The organism is Janthinobacterium longum (assembly GCF_051380735.1).
Classification (GTDB): domain Bacteria; phylum Pseudomonadota; class Gammaproteobacteria; order Burkholderiales; family Burkholderiaceae_D; genus Janthinobacterium.
This window is the reverse complement of record NZ_JBNYXQ010000001.1, coordinates 1,268,778-1,287,618: the sequence shown is the minus strand read 5'-3', so window position 1 is coordinate 1,287,618 and position 18,841 is coordinate 1,268,778. Positions and strand designations below refer to the sequence as shown.

Annotated in this window: 18 protein-coding genes; 12 read left to right on the top strand and 6 right to left on the bottom strand. The window is 60.3% G+C overall.

Annotated elements, in window-relative coordinates; genetic code table 11:
• The first annotated feature begins 111 nt into the window (after positions 1-111).
• The 4 genes from pyrG (at position 112) to ACQ4WM_RS05815 (ending at position 5,084) form a co-directional block, all read left to right on the top strand.
• Complete coding sequence (gene pyrG / locus ACQ4WM_RS05830) at positions 112-1,764, top strand: CTP synthase (protein ID WP_436545737.1); 1,653 nt, start codon at positions 112-114, stop codon at positions 1,762-1,764.
• Between the two features lie 138 nt (positions 1,765-1,902).
• Positions 1,903-3,186, top strand: coding sequence for a phosphopyruvate hydratase (eno, locus tag ACQ4WM_RS05825; protein WP_436545736.1), 1,284 nt, complete (start codon positions 1,903-1,905; stop codon positions 3,184-3,186).
• Positions 3,187-3,247: 61 nt separating this feature from the next.
• Complete coding sequence (gene ftsB, locus ACQ4WM_RS05820) at positions 3,248-3,571, top strand: cell division protein FtsB (protein ID WP_436545735.1); 324 nt, start codon at positions 3,248-3,250, stop codon at positions 3,569-3,571.
• A gap of 154 nt (positions 3,572-3,725) precedes the next feature.
• Positions 3,726-5,084 (top strand): glycerophosphodiester phosphodiesterase family protein, encoded by a 1,359-nt coding sequence (locus ACQ4WM_RS05815; protein WP_436545734.1) that lies wholly within the window; start codon positions 3,726-3,728, stop codon positions 5,082-5,084.
• Positions 5,085-5,326: 242 nt separating this feature from the next.
• Here ACQ4WM_RS05815 and ACQ4WM_RS05810 read toward each other — a convergent pair whose 3' ends face one another.
• The 5 genes from ACQ4WM_RS05810 to ACQ4WM_RS05790 form a co-directional block, all read right to left on the bottom strand.
• On the bottom strand, positions 5,327-5,584 hold the full coding sequence (locus ACQ4WM_RS05810; protein ID WP_436545733.1) for a hypothetical protein: 258 nt from the start codon (positions 5,582-5,584) through the stop codon (positions 5,327-5,329).
• Positions 5,585-5,735: 151 nt separating this feature from the next.
• Positions 5,736-6,863 carry a glycerophosphodiester phosphodiesterase family protein gene (locus ACQ4WM_RS05805; RefSeq protein ID WP_436545732.1) on the bottom strand — a complete coding sequence of 376 codons (1,128 nt, stop codon included), beginning with the start codon at positions 6,861-6,863 and terminating at the stop codon, positions 5,736-5,738.
• A complete protein-coding gene (locus tag ACQ4WM_RS05800; RefSeq protein ID WP_436545731.1) occupies positions 6,863-9,262 on the bottom strand; it encodes a TonB-dependent receptor in 2,400 nt (799 codons plus the stop codon). Before ACQ4WM_RS05800 ends, ACQ4WM_RS05805 begins: the two co-directional genes overlap by 1 nt.
• Before the next feature lie 142 nt (positions 9,263-9,404).
• A complete protein-coding gene (gene hslO / locus ACQ4WM_RS05795) occupies positions 9,405-10,385 on the bottom strand; it encodes an Hsp33 family molecular chaperone HslO (protein WP_436545730.1) in 981 nt (326 codons plus the stop codon).
• Positions 10,386-10,390: 5 nt separating this feature from the next.
• Complete coding sequence (locus tag ACQ4WM_RS05790; protein WP_436545729.1) at positions 10,391-10,915, bottom strand: gamma carbonic anhydrase family protein; 525 nt, start codon at positions 10,913-10,915, stop codon at positions 10,391-10,393.
• Between the two features lie 178 nt (positions 10,916-11,093).
• Between ACQ4WM_RS05790 and ACQ4WM_RS05785 the strand changes: the two genes are divergently transcribed.
• From ACQ4WM_RS05785 to bamC, 8 genes are all read left to right on the top strand, one after another.
• Positions 11,094-11,975 carry an alpha/beta fold hydrolase gene (locus ACQ4WM_RS05785; protein WP_436545728.1) on the top strand — a complete coding sequence of 294 codons (882 nt, stop codon included), beginning with the start codon at positions 11,094-11,096 and terminating at the stop codon, positions 11,973-11,975.
• An 80-nt stretch (positions 11,976-12,055) separates the two neighbouring features.
• On the top strand, positions 12,056-12,889 hold the full coding sequence (locus tag ACQ4WM_RS05780; RefSeq protein ID WP_436545727.1) for a 3',5'-nucleoside bisphosphate phosphatase: 834 nt from the start codon (positions 12,056-12,058) through the stop codon (positions 12,887-12,889).
• A gap of 87 nt (positions 12,890-12,976) precedes the next feature.
• Positions 12,977-13,855: a protease HtpX gene (htpX, locus tag ACQ4WM_RS05775; protein ID WP_436545726.1), complete on the top strand. Its 879-nt coding sequence runs from the start codon at positions 12,977-12,979 to the stop codon at positions 13,853-13,855.
• Positions 13,856-13,895: 40 nt separating this feature from the next.
• Positions 13,896-14,519, top strand: a complete 624-nt coding sequence (locus tag ACQ4WM_RS05770) for an L-threonylcarbamoyladenylate synthase (protein WP_436545725.1) — start codon at positions 13,896-13,898, stop codon at positions 14,517-14,519.
• 81 nt (positions 14,520-14,600) lie between these two features.
• A complete protein-coding gene (locus ACQ4WM_RS05765) occupies positions 14,601-15,278 on the top strand; it encodes a site-2 protease family protein (RefSeq protein WP_436545724.1) in 678 nt (225 codons plus the stop codon).
• A 35-nt stretch (positions 15,279-15,313) separates the two neighbouring features.
• A complete protein-coding gene (locus ACQ4WM_RS05760) occupies positions 15,314-15,886 on the top strand; it encodes a class I SAM-dependent methyltransferase (protein WP_436545723.1) in 573 nt (190 codons plus the stop codon).
• 84 nt (positions 15,887-15,970) lie between these two features.
• Positions 15,971-16,849 carry a 4-hydroxy-tetrahydrodipicolinate synthase gene (gene dapA, locus ACQ4WM_RS05755; RefSeq protein ID WP_436545722.1) on the top strand — a complete coding sequence of 293 codons (879 nt, stop codon included), beginning with the start codon at positions 15,971-15,973 and terminating at the stop codon, positions 16,847-16,849.
• Between the two features lie 68 nt (positions 16,850-16,917).
• The gene (gene bamC, locus ACQ4WM_RS05750) at positions 16,918-18,114 is read left to right on the top strand and encodes an NlpB/DapX family lipoprotein (protein ID WP_436545721.1); all 1,197 of its coding nucleotides are present in this window, start codon (positions 16,918-16,920) and stop codon (positions 18,112-18,114) included.
• Positions 18,115-18,273: 159 nt separating this feature from the next.
• On the opposite strand, the gene ACQ4WM_RS05745 is transcribed toward bamC, so the two are convergent.
• Positions 18,274-18,528 (bottom strand): hypothetical protein, encoded by a 255-nt coding sequence (locus ACQ4WM_RS05745; RefSeq protein WP_308925056.1) that lies wholly within the window; start codon positions 18,526-18,528, stop codon positions 18,274-18,276.
• Positions 18,529-18,841: the final 313 nt, after the last annotated feature.

Below are 18,841 nucleotides of genomic sequence, written 5' to 3'. Positions count from 1 at the left end.
GCGCGCGGACAGGCGGCCCTTGACGCAATATTCCGCGCCGCAGCAGTTCTTGTACCGCCGCTTTAGTGTATAATTTCAATTTCCCGCACGTGCCGTTCGGCACTATCTGCAATGACCAAATTTGTCTTCGTCACTGGTGGCGTTGTGTCTTCCCTTGGTAAAGGGATTGCCGCCGCCTCTCTCGCCGCGATCCTTGAATCGCGCGGCCTTAAAGTCACCATGCTCAAGCTCGACCCGTATATCAACGTCGATCCTGGCACGATGAGCCCGATGCAACACGGTGAAGTGTTTGTTACCGACGACGGGGCCGAAACCGACCTCGACCTCGGCCACTACGAGCGCTTCATTTCCACCCGCATGAAAAAGGTGAATAACTTCACCACCGGCCAGATCTATGAATCGGTGATCCGCAAGGAACGCCGCGGCGAATATCTGGGCAAGACCGTGCAGGTGATTCCGCATATCACCAATGAAATCCAGGATTACATCCGCCGTGGCGCCGAAGGCTACGACGTGGCCCTGTGCGAAATCGGCGGCACCGTCGGCGATATCGAGTCGCTGCCGTTCCTGGAAGCGGCACGCCAGCTGAGCCTGCGCGCCGGCCGCAAGAATACGGCCTTCGTCCACCTGACCCTGGTGCCGTATATCGCCTCGGCCGGTGAGTTGAAAACCAAGCCGACCCAGCACTCGGTACAAAAGCTGCGCGAAATCGGCATTCTGCCCAACGCGCTGCTGTGCCGCGCCGACCGCGCGATTCCCGAAGACGAGCGCGCGAAGATCTCGCTGTTCTCGAACATCGAGGAAGACGCCGTGATTTCCGTATGGGACGTCGACACCATCTACAAAGTGCCGCAAATGCTGCACGACCAGGGCCTCGATAAAATCATCTGCGACGCGCTGGACCTGAATCCCGCACCGGCCGACCTGTCGGTCTGGAGCAAGCTGATCTACACGCTCGAGCATCCGAAGTCGGAAGTGACCATCGGCATGGTCGGCAAGTACGTGGAACTGACCGAGTCGTACAAATCGCTGACCGAAGCACTGCGCCACGCCGGCATCCACAACGAGTCGAAGGTCAATATCGAGTACATCGATTCGGAAGAAATCGAAACCACCGGCTGCGCCGGGCTGGCCAAATATGACGCCATCCTGGTGCCGGGCGGCTTCGGCAAGCGCGGCGTGGAAGGCAAGATCATGGCGGCCCAGTTCGCCCGTGAAAGCAAGATTCCCTACCTGGGCATCTGCCTTGGCATGCAAGTTGCGCTGATCGAATATGCACGTCATAAAGCCGGCTTGAGCTCTGCCAACTCGACCGAATTCGACCTCGATACCGCGCAACCGGTGGTGGCCCTGATCGATCAGTGGCAAGGCCAGGACGGCAAGGTTGAAACGCGCGACGCCAACTCGGACCTGGGCGGCACCATGCGCCTGGGCGCGCAAACCTGCGAAATCAAGCCAGGTACGCTGGCTGCCGAGATCTACGGTGCCGTGGTGACCGAGCGTCACCGTCACCGCTACGAAGCGAACAATCACTACCTGCCGCGCGTGGAAGCGGCAGGCCTGGTGGTAGCCGCCCGTACCCCGACCGAAGACCTGTGCGAAATCATGGAGTTGCCGCGCACAGGCGAGAATGCCCACCCATGGTATATGGGCGTGCAGTATCATCCGGAATTCAAATCGACCCCGCGTGATGGCCACCCGCTGTTCACCTCGTTTATCAAGGCAGCGCTGGCCCACAAGGAAGCGAACGCCACCGCCGAATAAACGTGGTTGGATTGTGTTAGGCCTTGAAGCACCGCTCCCGGTACGTTAGTCTACGCCGGGAGTTTCTTTACCCTCTTTGTGCAATTGCGCATCAGAACGCAGTGTGCAGCCCTGTTACGCTTAACTTTGGAGAATGATATGAGTGCTATTGTTGACATTATCGGCCGTGAAATCCTGGACTCGCGCGGCAATCCGACCGTCGAATGCGACGTCTTGCTGGAGTCCGGCGTGATGGGCCGTGCTGCCGTGCCGTCGGGCGCTTCGACCGGTTCGCGCGAAGCCGTGGAACTGCGCGATGGCGATGCCAAGCGCTACTTCGGCAAGGGCGTGCTGCAGGCATGCGAGAATATCAATACCGAAATCTCCGAAGCCATCATGGGCCTGGACGCCAATGAACAGGCGTTCCTGGACCGCACCCTGATCGATCTGGACGGCACCGAAAACAAATCGCGCCTGGGCGCCAACGCCATCCTGGCCGTCTCGATGGCCGTGGCCAAGGCTGCCGCCGAAGAAGCCGGCCTGCCTTTGTACCGTTATTTCGGTGGTTCGGGTGCAATGCAGCTGCCAGTGCCGATGATGAACGTGATCAACGGTGGTGCACACGCCGACAACAACCTGGACATCCAGGAATTCATGATCATTCCAGTGGGCGCGCCGTCCTTCAAGGAAGCCGTGCGTTACGGCGCTGAAGTGTTCCACACGCTGAAAAAGATCCTGCACAAAAAGGGCCTGAACACCAACGTTGGTGACGAAGGCGGTTTCGCACCATCGCTGGCCAACCATGAAGAAGCCATCAAGCTGATCATCCAGGCGATCGAAGAAGCCGGCTACGAGCCAGGCACGCAAGTGGCCATCGGCCTCGATTGCGCCGCCTCCGAGTTCTTCAAGGACGGCAAGTACGAGCTGGCCGGCGAAGGCCTGAGCTTGACCGCCACCGAGTTCACCAACCTGCTGGCGACCTGGTGCGACAAGTACCCGATCATCTCGATCGAAGACGCGATGCATGAAGGCGACTGGGAAGGGTGGGCTATCCTGACCGCCGAACTGGGCAAGAAAGTGCAACTGGTCGGCGACGACCTGTATGTCACCAACACCAAGATCCTGAAAGAAGGCATCCAGAAGAGCATCGCCAACTCGATCCTGATCAAGATCAACCAGATCGGCACCCTGACCGAAACCTTCGCCGCCATCGAAATGGCCAAGCGCGCCGGCTACACGGCCGTCATTTCGCATCGTTCGGGTGAAACGGAAGACTCGACCATCGCCGATATCGCTGTCGGTACCAACGCCCTGCAGATCAAGACCGGCTCGATGTCGCGTTCGGACCGCATGGCCAAGTACAATCAGCTGCTGCGCATCGAAGAAGATCTGGGCGATATCGCTTCCTACCCTGGCCGCGATGCGTTCTATAATCTGAAGTAATTGAAGTAATATCATCAACTGGCCGGCCGGAATTTTCCGGCCGGTTTTTTAACCGATACCCATGCGCCTGATTACGCTTGCCCTGGCAGCACTGCTGCTGTTGATACAATTTCCCCTCTGGACGGGTAAAGGCGGCTGGCTGCGCGTTGCCGACATGGAAGCGCAAGTTGCGCAGGCGAATCAAAAGAATGTGGAATTGAAAGCCCGTAACGCCAAGCTCGAATCCGAAGTGCGCGACCTGAAGGACGGCACCGGCGCGGTCGAGGAGCGTGCCCGCTATGAGCTGGGCATGGTCAAGCAAAATGAGATTTTCGTGCAGATCGTGCGCAAGGGCCAGATCCCGCCACTGATGGAAACGCCAGCCGACGCGGCTGCGCCTCACTGACAGATCACCGCTGCATGGCTGTTGCGCAGCCGCTGGCGTCATCATCCTGTCATACCTGGTTTTTACAATAAGGCAGCACGGTTTTTCGGGCAATCGCTGCGCATTGCCCGGTAACTGCTCCCATAATGATAATCAACCAGGAAATGCGCCAGCCATGATCATCAAAAAATACCCCTTGCCATGCCTGTTGGTGCTGGCCTTGTCCGCTTGCGGTGGCAGCAGCACCGAGTCGCTGCAGACGCTGGACGGCAAGGCGCCGCTGGTGGTGGCCCACCGCGGCTTGCCAGGCTTGTATCCTGAAGAAACCCGGCCGGCCTACGAGGCGGCGGCCGACGCCGGTGCCGATTCGCTGGAACTCGATGTGCACATGTCGAAAGACTGCGTGCTGGTGGCGCGCCATAATCCCTGGCTCAGCGACAACACCAATATCAGCACTGTCGCACTGACCAATCCCCAGGTCGCTGCACGCAAGCGCACGGTGCCAGGCCGGCTGGTCAATGTCGGCTATTCGCTGGCCACCTACGGCGGGCCAGCGCAATATCTGACCGACCTGACCGATCCGGCCAATCCGAAATCGGTACTGAAATCGCTGATCGTCGACGGTGAAGACCATACGGGCGACTGGTCGATCAGCGACTTTACCGTGGCCGAACTGAAACAATGGATAGGCGGCACGACCTACGACGCGCGCGAATCGCGCCCGACTGAATTGAATGGCAAATATCCTGTGCTGACGATGCAGGAAGTGATCGATATTGCCAGGGCCAAGAGCGCATCGAGCGGGCGCACGATTTCGGTGTATCCGGAATCGAAAAATCCGGTATGGAATAATGCCCAGGCAAGCGCCAACGGTTGCGGCAGCGGCAGCCATCCGTTCGAAGACGCGATTGTGAAGATCGTCAAGGACAATAACCTGAACAGCAAAACAGCGGCGATTTATGTCCAGAGCTTTGATCCGGCCAGCCTGAAGTATATGCGCGCTGCTGGTTTGACGAGCAAGATGGTGCAGCTGGTTGACGGCAATGACGTCAATTACAAGACAGGTGAAATGATTTACCGCACCAACGATGTCTACAACTTCGTCGATGGCCGCCCGTACAGCTGGACGCTGGCTGGCGACGGCCGCTTCTTCGGTGACATGCTGACGCCGGCCGGCCTGGCTGAAATCAAGACCTACGCCGACGGTATCGGTCCGTGGAAACCACAAGTGATGGCCTTGACGATTTCACCGTTCAAAGCCACCAATGCCGATGGCACGCCGTACACCGGTTCGGCTGCCGACGTCAACAACGCCACGCCCACGAGCCTGATCGCCGATGCACACAAGGCCGGCCTGTTTGTCCACAGCTATACGTTCCGTAACGAGGCGAAATATCTGGCCGGCGTGTACAAAGGCGACCCGGCAAGCGAATTGCGGGGATTTTTCCGCGCCGGCATTGATGGCGTTTTCAGCGACTTCAGCAATACGGCCGTGGTGACGCGTAATGCTTACTTGAAAGAGACCGGGCGCTAAGCGTTGTGGCCGGCACCGCCATCTTTGTTCTGGGGATTGCTTAGAACTCGCCCTTGCCGGTCGAGATCAGGTAAAAACGGATGGCGGTAACGGCAACGGCCAGGGCGATCAGGGTAGTTTCGAGGATCATCATATTTCTCAGTTCAAGTAAATTATTAATAAAAAAGTGTTCAGGGCAAGGCGCAAAGCCGAAGGCATTACGCCAGTACGACGAGGCGAAGCAACGCCGCCATGGACACTTTTTAACCGCGCGAGGCCAGGAAGCGCAGTTCGCTGGCCAGGTTAGGCATCAGGTGTTCGTAGCGTGCTGCTTCGGAGTTCAGCAGGGCGATATCGCGCTTGCTTGGACGCGTGTGGCGCGCTTCTTCTGCCGTGGCAGCGGTTGCGGCATACGGTTTCGAGGCCAGCAGGGCGCCCAGGAAAGCGCGCGTGGCGCGGCCGAGGTTGCTGAAGTAGCCGTCGTGGCTGTCGGTGCTGTAAGTGCTGGTCAATGTGGACATAAGCCCTCCATGAATGTGTGTTGTTGCATTGCACAATAATGGAAGCCGCGATATACGTCCAATTTCAAATTCCAATTTCAGTAATTCAAAACATGAATAATAAGGGCGTAGCCACTGGCCACGCCCTGAAATAAAAAGATGTAACTAATTATTATCCTGTGGCAAGACGTCCCAAGCCCGGATCATCGCTGAAAAAGCCGTCCAGGCCGGTGGCGATATAGCGCCGCATTTCTGCCACCGAGCCTGCCTCGTTGCGCGCATTCTCGCCATTGCCGTCCCTGAAGTCGGCCGCCAAAAAGCGGTTTTCCGGGCGGAAGGTCCAGGTATGCAGCAGCAGCCCCGCCGCATGGGCATCGTCGACGACGCTGGTGGGGCTGGCCAGGCGCTGGTCGCTACCCAGCGGTATCACGCCACGCGTGGGTGGCGCCAGTACGTCGGCATAGGCGGCAATGTCGCGCAGGCCGGGTGGCTGCAGCATTTGCCCGAAGGTCAGCGTGCCGCCGGCCTTGGCCACGTCGACCGGGCGCAGTTCGCCCCCCAGCACCAGTTGCATCAGCCGCACATTGCCACGCTTGCCCAGCTTGCTGCGCAAATACTTCAGGTTGGCCGTTTCAAACGACTGGATTTCGACCGGGGCGCGGCGCGTATATTCGTGCGCCAGCATGGTCGACAGGAAACGGTCTTCCAGCGCCAGGCCCGCGTCGCTGAAGTAGGTGGAACTTTTCAGCTCGGGCACCAGGCCGATCACGCGCCCGGTGGCGGCCGATTGCGCTGCAACAAATTCGATGATTTCTTCCCAGGTCGGTATCTGGAACTGGCCGTCGTACACGGTGTTGCCGCTACGGATAGTGGGCAAGCGCTCGATGGCGCGCAGGGTTTTCAGTTCCACCAGGGTGAAGTCATCGACATGCCAGCCGTCGTGCCAGGTGCCGTCGACCATTTTCTTGCGGCGCCGGCTGGCAAATTCAGACCGGCGCGCCACATCGGTGGTCTCGATCAGATTGCTTTCGTGGCGCGCCACCAGCACGCCGTCGCGGGTGGCGACCAGGTCGGGCTCGACATAATCGGCGCCGTCTGCAATCGCCTTGGCATACGACGCCAGCGTGTGCTCTGGCCTCAGCGCGCTGGCGCCGCGATGCCCATACACCAGCGGCCGGGTGGGGCCGGTGGCCAGCATCCCCGCGAAAGCGGGCGCCGCCGCCAGCGCCAGGGTGCCGGCGGCGGCCTGAACAAAGCGACGCCGCGACAGATGGCGCTGGGGCAAAACGGGCGCGCGCATCAGAACTCCGCCGTCAGGGTCAGGAATCCCTGGCGCGGCGCGATCGGGAAGGTGTTGTAGGTCTTGTCGGCGGCGCCGACCACCACGTTCAGCGCGCCTTCGCGGTTGGCCAGGTTGCTGACGTTGACGCGCCAGCGCGGGTTTTTCAGCCAGCTCGCCAGCGCCGGCAGCTTGCCCGACACGCCCAGGCTCATCAGGAAGTAGCTGGGCACCGACAAGTCATTGGTATAAGTGGCGTAGCGCTTGCCCACATAGTCTCCGATCAGCTGGAATTCCACCTCGCCCACATTGGCGGTGGCGACGAATTTGTTCAGCCACTCGGGCGAACCGGGCACGTTCTTGCCGGCCGTCGGCACCAGGGTAGCGCCATTGAAGTAATTGTCCGCGTATTGCGAGCGGTTGTACGACAGCGCATTGTAGAACGAAAAATTGTTGCCGAAGTGGACGGTGGCGGCCAGGTCGACGCCGTCCGTGCGCACGCTGCCGACGTTGGCCAGCACCGGGTTGCCGCCGATAATCGACGAGATCACCGGCGTCGGGCTGATCTGCAGCAAACGGTTGCTGAAGTCCACATGATAGACGCTGACCTGGCCGTCGATGGCCGTGATGGCGCCCAGCTGCAGCGGGTGGTTGCCGCGCAGGCCCAGTTCATAGGTCAGCGCCGTTTCCGGTTTGGCGTCGCGCTTGAACAGGTCGAAGGCGGACTGGCTGGCCAGGCTCCACGGCGAGGCGCCGCCACCACCATAGGTGACGAACTGGCGCATGTTTTTCTGGATATTGAAATACAGCTGGTCTTGCGGCGTCACATCCCAGCGCCCGCCGACCTGCGGCAAGAACCATTTTTTGGTGTCGATCGAACCGACCGGCAAGGCCGTCGAGCCACCCGAAATCGCACCATTGGCCGGCTGCACGGGGAACTGGCCGTCGGCAAACTGCAGGCTGGACTTGAAGCCGGCCTGCAGCGCCATAGTCGGCGTGAGCTTCCATTCGTCCTGCAGGTGCAACTGCACCACCTTGTTGTCGATCTCGCTGCCGTATTGCGTGATCAGGGGATTGCGGGGGCGGTCGTACGGCGAGGTAGGGTTGTTGACGTCGAGTGCGTACCAGCGGCGGTAGGCCGAGGAGCGGTTCTGTTCCAGCCACAGGCCTGCTTCCAGCTGATGATCGCCGACTTCCTTGCGCAGGGTGGAAATGAATCCGCCGCGCTTGATATCGTATTCGGTAGTGCGCACGGCGTAGCCGGAATTGCCGAATACCTGCTTGAGGTTCTGGTTCGGGTAGTACACGCCGAACAGCGCCGGCAGGCCGGCCACGCCGATCGGACCGGCCACCACGCCGGCGCCGCCATCCTTGTGGAAATAAACCTGGTTAGACCAGGTGGCGCCTTCGGCCAGGTTGGCGTCGAATTTGGCATAGGCCAGGTAGTCGGTGCGCTGCGCGTCGCTGTAGTAGTTGCGGTAGTTGTTGCCGTCGGCCGCCGGCGTGCCGCCGGTGGGCGACAGGTAATTGAGGGCCGCGCCGAAGTTCGGGTACAGGAAGGGGCGCGTGTACGGCGCGCTGGTTTCGCCGGCCACGTGCACGGTGCTGTCTTCGTTCGGCTCGATCTTGTCCGAGTAGTTGAAGAACAGCGTCAGCTTGCCGGCCTCGCTGCGGTTGACGAACTTGGTGTTGAACTGGTCGCCGCCCTGGCGCGCATCGAAGTCCCAGGCGCGCGCTTCGTGGTGCAGGATGGAGAAATAAGCGCTGCTGCCTTCGCCAAAGGCGCCCGTGTCGTAACGGGCAAAGGTGCGCGAGGTGCGGTGGCTGCCGACGGTTTGCTGCACGCTGGCGCCCTGCGTGGCCAGCGGATCGCTGGAAAAGGTTTCAATCGTGCCGCCCAGGTTGCTGGTCGAGGCGGTGGCCAGGTCGCCGGCGCCCGACGACAGCACCACGCTGCGCACGTTTTCGCTGATCACCGCGCGCTGCGGCGACAGGCCGTTGTAGTTGCCATACTGCTGGTCGCCGAGCGGCACGCCATCCATCGTATAGCCGAGTTGCTGGCCTGAAAAGCCGTGCACGAACAGCGACAGGTTCTGCTCGTTGTTGCCCCAGGGATCTGCCGTCTGGAAGCTCACACCAGGCAGGGTTTGCAGCGCTTTCAGCGGATTGGTGCCGGGCAGTATTTTCTGGATTTCATTCTTGCTCAGGGCGACAGACGAGCGTGTCTTGCGCGAAGAGATCTCCACCGTGGCGATCGGCGCGTTGTCCTCGACCGGGGCGGCCATCTCGGTGGTAGCGGAGGCGACCGCAGCGGCCACGGCCGTTTGCGCCAGCGCGGGCAGAGCAGTGCCGGCGGCGCAGCCCAGCATTAAATGGAAGGAATGGCGGCGCAATGCCAGCGTCAGATTCGTGTTCATCATGGCCTGTTGTAGGTGGGTAACAATGCAAGCTGAGCAGCGTAACGGCGAAGCGTGACGCGCTGATGACGCAGCGATGACGGATTGATGACGGCCAAAAAAAACGCCGCCAGGACGGCGGCGCAGGGATGCGGTGTTGCGAAAGTTAATTGATGCTGGTTGCCGGCGGCATCAGCACCTCGGCCGGCGCATCGGTAATGAACAGCTGTGCGCAATCGACCTTATCGAAATCATAATGCTGGCCGCAGAAGTCGCAATTCACGCCAACATGGCCGATTTCCGCCAGCGCGTCGTTGACTTCCTGTTCGCCCAGCATCTTGAGCATATTGCCCACTTTTTCACGCGTGCACGTGCAATGAAAACTCGGGTGCAACGGATCGAACACGCGGATGGTTTCTTCCCAGAACAAGCGCTGCATCAGGGTATCGATGTCGGTGGCCAGGATTTCTTCCTCTTTCAGGGTCGACGCCAGCATCACGGCGCGGTTCCAGGTGTCGAGTGCATCTTCTTCCGACACCGGCGTCGCTTCGGCTTTACCGCCGTGGTGCGGCAGCTTCTGCAGCAGCAGGCCGCGCGAGGTGGTGTCGTCGGTGGCCAGCCACAAGCGCGTGTCGAGCTGTTCCGAGCGCAGCATGTAGTTTTCGATGACGGTCGCCATGTCGTCGCCGTCCAGCGGCACAATGCCCTGGTACGGTTGCTGGCCCGGCACCTTGTCGGCCGGATCGAGCGTGATGATGAAGCGGCCCTTGCCGTTGGCGTTCATCAGCTGCGGCACGGTGGCGCCGTCAACGATGTCCGTGTCCGGAGCGAGCTTGGCAGTAGCGCGCAGGCGCAGGTCGGAGTCGCACTCGACTACCATCAGGTGCACCGGACCGTCGCCATGGATCTGCATGATGATGGAGCCATTGAATTTCAGGTTGGCCGACAGCAGGGCGGCGGCTGCCACCATTTCGCCCAGGACCTTTTTCACGGCCAGCGGGTAGGCGTGGCGCGACACCACTTCCTGCCACGTGTGCGAAACGTCGATGAACTGGCCGCGCACGGCGGCGTTATCAAAAATAAATTTTTGCAGCGTATCCTGGCCTGCGATGGGGGCGATGATCGCGCCGCTGGTATCAGTCGTCATAAGTGTTATCCAATCTTCTTGAGTTGCGTATTAAATAGCTGGCCGCGCTGTACATAATTGAGAGCATTGCCTTGCAGCTTGGTGATATCGTCCGCCGTCAGGGTGCGCACGGCCTTGGCCGGCGTGCCGATGATCAGCATATTGTCGGGAAATTGCTTGCCTTCGGTAACCAGCGCGCCGGCGCCGACCAGGCAGTTTTTGCCGATCTTCGCACCATTGAGCACCACCGCCTGGATGCCGATCAGCGTGCCGTCGCCGATGGTGCAGCCGTGCAGCATGGCCTGGTGGCCGATGGTGACGTTCTGCCCCACGTCGAGCGGATAGCCGGGGTCGGTATGCAGCACCGCGCCTTCCTGCACATTGCTGTTGGCGCCAACCGTGATGCGTTCGTTGTCGCCGCGCAAGGTGGCGCCAAACCAGACCGAGGTGTTTTCATGCAGGGTAACCTTGCCGATCACATTGGCCGTGTCGGCAACAAACGCGGAAGCAGCAATCTGTGGCGCCTCGGCGCCCAGTTGGTAGAGTGTCATGATGAACCTGAGGCAAGGGTGGAAAGGCCGGGATAACGCTATTTTACGCTGTTGCAAGACAAGCCAGAACGGCGGCAAGCGATCCGGTATAATTAAGAACGGTCGTACTTTTATGGCGGCACATTACTTTCAGACACAGCATGTGGCGACGCCTGCGCCACTTTCAAGGTAGCTACTCATGAAACTTTCTCGTTCCGAATTTATCAACATCCGTGGCGCGCGCGTCCATGCGCGCCACTGGGGCCGCGAAGGCGCGCCAATTTTGTTCATGGTGCACGGCTGGATGGACGTGGCCGCCTCGTTCCAGTTCGTTGTCGATGAGATCGAGGGCGACTGGCATGTGATCGCCCCCGACTGGCGCGGTTTTGGCCAGAGCGACTACACGCAGTCCGACACCTACTGGTTCCCCGACTACCTGGCCGACCTCGACGCCATGCTGCTGCATTATTCGCCCGAGTTGCCGGTGAACCTGCTGGGTCACAGCATGGGCGCCAATGTGGCTGGCCTGTATGCGGGCGTGCGGCCCGAACGCCTCGCCAGCTTCATCAACCTGGAAGGCTTCGGCATGATGGCGACCCGCCCCGAGCAGGCGCCTGGCCGCTATGCCAAATGGCTGGACGAATTGCGCGAGCCGGCGCTGATGCGCAGCTATCCGAGCCTGCGGGCGGTGGCCGAGCGCTTGCAAAAGACCAATCCGCGCCTGAGCGACGAGCGTGCCGCCTTCCTGGCCGAACATTGGTCGGTCAGGAACGAGGCGGGCGAGTGGGATATCGCCGGCGACCCGCGCCACAAGCGCGTCAACCCGATGCTGTACCAGGTTGAGGAAGTGATGGCCTGCTGGCGCCGCATCACGGCGCCGGTGTTGTGGGTCGAGGCGGCAGAGACCAATATGTGGGAATGGATGGGGCCGAAAGAAGAGGCGCGGCTTGAAATCGACCGTCGCCTGGGCTTTTTGAAGGACGTGCGCTGCAGGATGATGGAGGACGCTGGCCATATGTTGCACCACGACCAGCCACGGGCGCTGGCGCGCATGGTGGAAGAGTTTCTTGCCACAATATGATGCTAACGCTGCCGTGCCCCGGCAGGCAGCGTACAATAAAAACTTCTTACATCGCTCACCTGTGCACGGTATTGTCTCCCATGCTTAAAGTCGACCTCCATTGTCATTCGAATATTTCCGACGGCGTCCTCGCACCAGCCGCCGTGGCCGCTTACGCACGCAAGGCTGGCGTCGACGTATGGGCGCTGACTGATCACGACGAGGTGTCCGGCATTGCCGAGGCGCGTCTGGCAGCGGTGGAGCAGGGCATGCGCTTTGTTGCCGGCGTGGAAATTTCAATTACCTGGGCTGGCCAGACCGTGCATATTGTCGGCTTGCAGATCGATGAAAATAATCCTGGCTTGGTACGTGGCCTGGACCAGACCCGCTCGGGGCGCGATGCGCGCGGGCGTGAAATTGCCCGCCAGCTGGACCTGGCCGGCATCCCCGGCGCCTATGAAGGGGCGCTGAAGTTTGTCGGCAACCCCGACCTGATGTCGCGCACCCACTTTGCCCGCTATATTGTGGAAACGGGCAAATGCGCAAATATTCCCGACGTCTTCAAGAAATACCTGTCCGAAGGCAAGCCTGGCTATGTCGAGCACCGCTGGGCCACCCTGGCCGAAGCGGTCGGCTGGATCCGCGGCGCCGGCGGCGTGGCGGTGATTGCCCATCCTGGCCGCTACCGCTTCAGCGACATGGCTCAGGGCGTGCTGTTTGATGAATTCAAGCAATTGGGTGGTGTGGCCATCGAAGTGGTGACGGGCAGCCACAGCCCGGACCAGTATCCGGAATATGCGCGCCTGGCCAACGACTACGGTTTTCTCGCCTCGCGCGGCACCGATTTCCATGCGCCGGGCGAGTCGCGCGTGGACTTTGCGCTGCTGCCGCCGCTGCCAGGCAATGTCACTCCGATCTGGCACGACTGGTTTTAAGTCGAGACTAAGCCCGCTCTGGCAAGCTTGATAACCGCTGTGCCATCCCTATCTGCCTGTTATCGAATTGCTGCCGGAGCCATCGCCATGAAACGCATCGTCCTGTTTATCGTCACCAACCTGGCCGTGATGCTGGTGCTGACGCTCGTCCTCAGTTTATTGGGTGTCGGCAATCCAGCGCGCGGCAGTGCCCTGAACCTGGGCAGCTTGATGGTGTTTTCCCTGGTGGTGGGGTTTACCGGTTCCATCTTTTCGCTGCTGATCAGCAAGCCGATGGCCAAGTGGAGCACGGGCGCGCGCGTGATCGACAATCCCGCTTCCTCGACTGAATTATGGCTGGTCAATACCGTGCGCGCGCTGTCCGAGCGGGCCGGCATCGGCATGCCCGAGGTGGCCGTGTATCAGGGTGACGCGAACGCGTTTGCCACCGGCGCGTTCAAGAATTCGGCGCTGGTGGCGGTCTCGACGGGATTATTGGAAAGCATGAACCGCGATGAAGTCGAAGCCGTGCTGGGCCATGAGATCGCCCACGTCGCCAATGGCGACATGGTGACCCTGACCCTGATACAGGGCGTGGTGAATACCTTCGTGGTGTTCATGGCGCGGGTGGTGGGCTTCTTTGTCGACAATATGTTGCTGAAAAACAATAACCGCGAAGGCGGGCGCGGCATCGGTTACTTCGTCACCGTGATGGTGTGCGAAGTGCTGTTCGGGCTGCTGGCCTCGATCATCGTCGCCTGGTTTTCGCGCCAGCGCGAGTTCCGTGCCGACGCCGGTTCGGCCAAACTGCTGGGCAGCCCGACGCCGATGATGCATGCGCTGGCGCGCTTAGGTGGCGTGGCGCCGGGCGAGTTGCCGCAGTCGATGCAGGCGCTGGGGATCAACGGCAAGGGCGGCTGGGGCGCGCTGTTCGCCACCCACCCTCCGCTGGAGGAACGCATCGCCGCGCTGCGCGGCGTACAATGATGACACTTCAATAAAAACTGCTTCGGCAGTCAGCAAACCCATGAGTCAATTTTTTCAGATTCACCCTGACAATCCGCAATTGCGCCTGATCAAGCAGGCCGCGCAAATCATCCAGTCCGGCGGCGTGGTGGCCTTGCCCACCGATTCTTGCTACGCGCTGGTCTGCCAGCTCGATGACAAGGGCGCCGTCGAGCGCCTGCGCCGCATCCGCGGCATCGATGAAAAGCATCATCTGACCCTGCTTTGCCGCGACTTGAGCGAGTTGGGCGTGTATGCCCGCGTCGACAATCGCCAGTTCCGCCTGCTCAAGGCGGCTACCCCGGGCGCCTATACCTTTATTCTGGAAGCGACCAAGGAAGTGCCGCGCCGCCTCAGCCACCCGTCGCGCAAGACCATCGGCCTGCGCGTGCCCGAGCACCGCATCGTGCAATGTTTGCTGGAAGAGCTGGGCCAGCCGCTGCTGGGCACCACCTTGACCTTGCCGGGCGACGAAGACAGCCTGACCGACGCCGACACCATCCGCGAGCGCCTGGAAAAGCTGGTCGACCTGATTGTCGACGGCGGTGTCTGTGCGCATGGCCCGACCACGGTGATCGACCTGACCGGTGACGAGCCTGAAGTGGTGCGCGTGGGCCGAGGCGACCCGGCCGCGCTGGGCCTGTAGGCGGGTGCCGCCCGACGGCTTTACTTGCCTTTAATAAAGGCATAAGAAAGTGGCAATGGCGCCTCTGGTAGAATCGCGGTCATGAGCGATTTCAACACGATAGTCCAAACCGTCGCGGTGTACCTGGTACCCGTTCTTTTTGCCATTTCCATGCCCGAGGTCGTGCGTGCCCATGTCGCCCGCTATTTCGGCGATACGACTGCCTTCAACGAAGGCCGGCTGAGCCTCAATCCCCTGCGCTATATCGATCCTTTCGGCACGGTGATCCTGCCGCTGCTGTTGTATTTCACGATACAGGTGCCGTTCGGCTATGCCAAATCGGTGCCGGTCGATTACAACCGCCTGCGCAATCCGAAGAAGCAGATGGGCTGGGTGGCGTTTGCCGGCCCCGGTTCGAATTTCGTGATGGGTTTTGCCTGGACAATAGCCTATATCCTGCTGAGCGTATTGCCGCCTACCGAACTTGGTACATTCCTGGGCAAGATGGCCGGCGCCGGCATCACTGTCAATGCCGCCATGTTTGTGTTTAACATGATTCCCATACCACCCATGGCTGGCGGCATCATCATGGTCGGCATCCTGCCGGTGGCGCTGGCGCGTCCTTACGCCAATCTCCAGCGCTACGGCATGTACGTGTTCGGCGCGCTGGTATTGCTGATGTACCTGGGCGTGCTGGACGGCGCTCTGATGGCCTCGATCAAATTTGTGGTGGGCATTTTCGTCATGCTGGCTTCGCCGCTGACGTTTTTGCTGGGCTAGGCGACTGGTAGAACAAGCAACTGATGGATATTTCGATGCAAGCAACTGAACAAAAAAATAATGCCGAGAGCATCTCCGGCTGGGTACGCCGCTGGGCGCCGCTGCTGCCGGGTGGGGAAGTACTGGACCTGGCTTGCGGCGGCGGGCGCCACGCACGCCACTTGGTCAGCCTCGGTCATCCGGTAATCGCGCTCGACCATGACCCGGAAATGCTGGAAAAGGCGTTTGGCGCCGGCATCACCACCTCGCTGGTCGACTTGGAGGCGCCTGGCGCCATATGGCCCTTTGCGGCCGACCGCTTTGCCGGCATTGTCGTCACCAACTACCTGCACCGCCCGCTGTTTGATGCCATGATCGCCAGCCTGGCGCCCGATGGCGTGCTGGTATACGAAACCTTTGCCGACGGCAATGAAGAGTTTGGCAAGCCATCGAACCCGAAGTTCCTGCTGAAGGAAGGCGAATTGCTGGCTTTGGCCTTGCAGCAGGGCTTGCGCGTGGTGGCGTTTGAAGAAGGCCGCGTGGAGCAGCCGAAAGCTGCTCTGGTGCAACGAATTTGCGCCGTAAGGCCTGATTTTCCACGGCTGGCAGCCTTGTTGCCAGCGTTTTGAGCGGCATTCCGCTCGCAGAATGCACCACAGGCGCGGGCTATCCGCTACAATCGTTGTTTTATTTATCGGCGCTATAAACTTACTATGATCAAGGGTAGCATTGTAGCAATCGTCACCCCGATGCACGCTGACGGCAGTCTGGACATTCCAGGCCTGCGCAAGCTGATCGACTGGCATATTGCCGAGGGTACAGACAGCATCGTTATCGTCGGCACGACCGGCGAATCGGCAACCGTCAGCGTGGAAGAGCATTGCGAGCTGATCAAGCTGACCGTCGAGCATGCCAATGGCCGCATTCCTGTCATCGCCGGCGCTGGCGGCAATTCCACGGCGGAAGCCATCAAGCTGACGCGTTACGCGAAAGATGCGGGTGCCGATGCTGTCCTGCAAGTTGTGCCTTACTACAACCGTCCTACCCAGGAAGGGATGTACCAGCACTTCAAGGCCATCGCCGAGGCCGTCGATATTCCCGTGATCCTGTACAACGTGCCGGGCCGTACCGTCGCCGACATGAGCAACGAGACCATCGTGCGCCTGGCCGCGATCCGTAATATCGTTGGCGTGAAAGATGCAACTGGCAATGTGGGCCGTGGCATTGACCTGCTGCGCCTGGTACCCGCCGATTTTGCCGTCTATTCGGGCGATGATCCGACCGCCATGGCGTTGATGCTGTGCGGTGGCCACGGCAATATTTCAGTGACGGCCAACGTTGCCCCGCGCGCCATGCACGAGATGTGCGTTGCCGCCATGGCCGGCGACCGCGCCACGGCGATTGCCATCAATAACAAGGTCTTTCCCCTGCATCAGAAATTGTTTGTCGAACCGAATCCGGTGCCCGTCAAATGGGCGCTGGCGGAAATGGGCCTGATGCCTGCCGGCTTACGCTTGCCGCTGGTGCCGCTGGCCGATCAGTACCATGCCACCGTGCGCGATGCCTTGCGCGACGCTGGCGTCTTATCCTGAGCCCGGACTCGTACAGTCCGGACCTTCCCTGATTTCAGCTGCCACTTAGCTTCTTATCCAGTAACGACATGACTAATAGCAAGAAAACCACCCCGGCGCCAGCCACCATTGCCATGCGTGGCCTCGTCATAGGCGCCGTCGCGGCCAGTCTCGCCGGCTGCGGCATGATCAGTTCGGTAGTCGGCGGCGACAAGGTCGACTACAAGGCGGTCAAGAAAGCCAGTTCCCTCGACGTGCCGCCCGACCTGACGCAACTGCAGCAAGACAACCGCTATTCCCTGCCTGATGCCAAGAATGGCGTGGCGACCGCCTCCGGCTACAATGCCCAGCGCAATGCCGGCGCCGCTACGCCGACCGTGGTTGGCGCCGATGGCGTGGTCGGCGTGGTACCGGTTACGGCCGGCGCCGTCAAGGTCGAACGCGCGGGCAACCAGCGCTGGCTGGTCGTCAAGCAGTCGCCTGAAGTGCTGTGGCCGCAACTGAAGCAATTCTGGGAAGACTCGGGCTTTACCATCGCCCTCGACCAGCCGACAGCCGGCATCATGGAAACCGAGTGGAATGAAAATCGCGCCAAGATTCCGCAAGATATCATTCGCAGCACCATCGGCAAGGTCTTCGACGGCCTGTATTCGAGCGGCGAAAAAGACAAATACCGCACCCGCGTGGAACGCCTGGCCGACGGTTCGACCGAGATCTACATCAGCCACCGTGGCGTGGAAGAGGTGATTACCGGCCGTGACAAGGAAAGCACCACCTGGACCGCACGCCCTAACGATCCTGGCCTGGAAGCACAATTCCTGGCCCGTCTGATGACGCGCCTGGGCGCAGCCGGCGATGAAGCGCAAGCCCGTACCGCAGTCGACGCCGCGATTGTGCAGCCACAGCATGCGAAGCTGGTCGGCAATGTCGCCACGCCGGCGCGTGCGATCGAAGTCGACGAAGGTTTTGACCGTGCCTGGCGCCGTGTCGGCCTGGCGCTGGACCGCGTCGGCTTTACCGTCGAAGACCGCGACCGTACGCAGGGCACGTACTTTGTGCGCTACGTCGATCCGGACGTCGTCAAGAAAGATGGCTTCTTCTCGAAACTGTTCAGCTGGGGCTCGTCGGACGACAAGGACAAGGGCGCGCAGCGCTACCGCGTGCTGGTCAAGGCTGCCGCCACCGGTTCTGCCAGCACCGTCAGCATCCTGACGAACGAAGGCCAGCCCGATGTCTCGCCAGTAGCCGAGAAGATCCTGGGTTTGCTGAACGACCAGTTGAAGTAATCCTAAAGCAAGGACCGCAGGGCGGTGGGTGCGAACCCGCCGCAAGGCAGCTGGCCCGGAAACGGTGCCAGCTTTTTTATTGCCTGTTGTTGCTCAAGACAAGGCGACAGACGTAAAAAAACCGGCCCGAAGGCCGGCTTTTTCACTACGGGGTGCTAATTACTTAGCAGCCGATGCAGCCGACGAAGCGGCAGCAGCAGCGTCCGAAGCAGCCGAAGCGGCGCTCGAAGCAGCAGCAGCAGCATCCGTAGCAGCCGAAGCAGCAGCGTCAGCAGCTGGTGCTGGAGCAGCTTCAACTACTGGTGCTGGTGCTGGGGTTTCAACTACTGGTGCTGGTGCAGGAGCTTCTTCTTTTTTGCTGCAAGCAGCCAGAGCAACAACCATCAGGGAGGCGATCAGCAGGGATTTTTTCATTTGTTTTCCTTAATTATTTCAAAAAATAAATCAATATTGTTGCGATGAATAATTACCGGTAATTATCGCTCGTTAGGTCGTCTTCGAAGGCTTTTCGTACCAGGAGGTGCCTGCCAGACAACGGAAACTTCCTAACCGAATATTATAGCGATTTTTGGTGCGTCGCAATAGGAGCAAGAGGCAAATTCGCAACTATTTTGTGATATCGCAATATTTGCTAAGGCAAATTGCAAGCAAGTGTAAGAGTTTTGCGAAAGCGCGTCAAAACGATATTAAAACCTCATCTTTCTTTGCGCCAGCACAGACTCTTCAT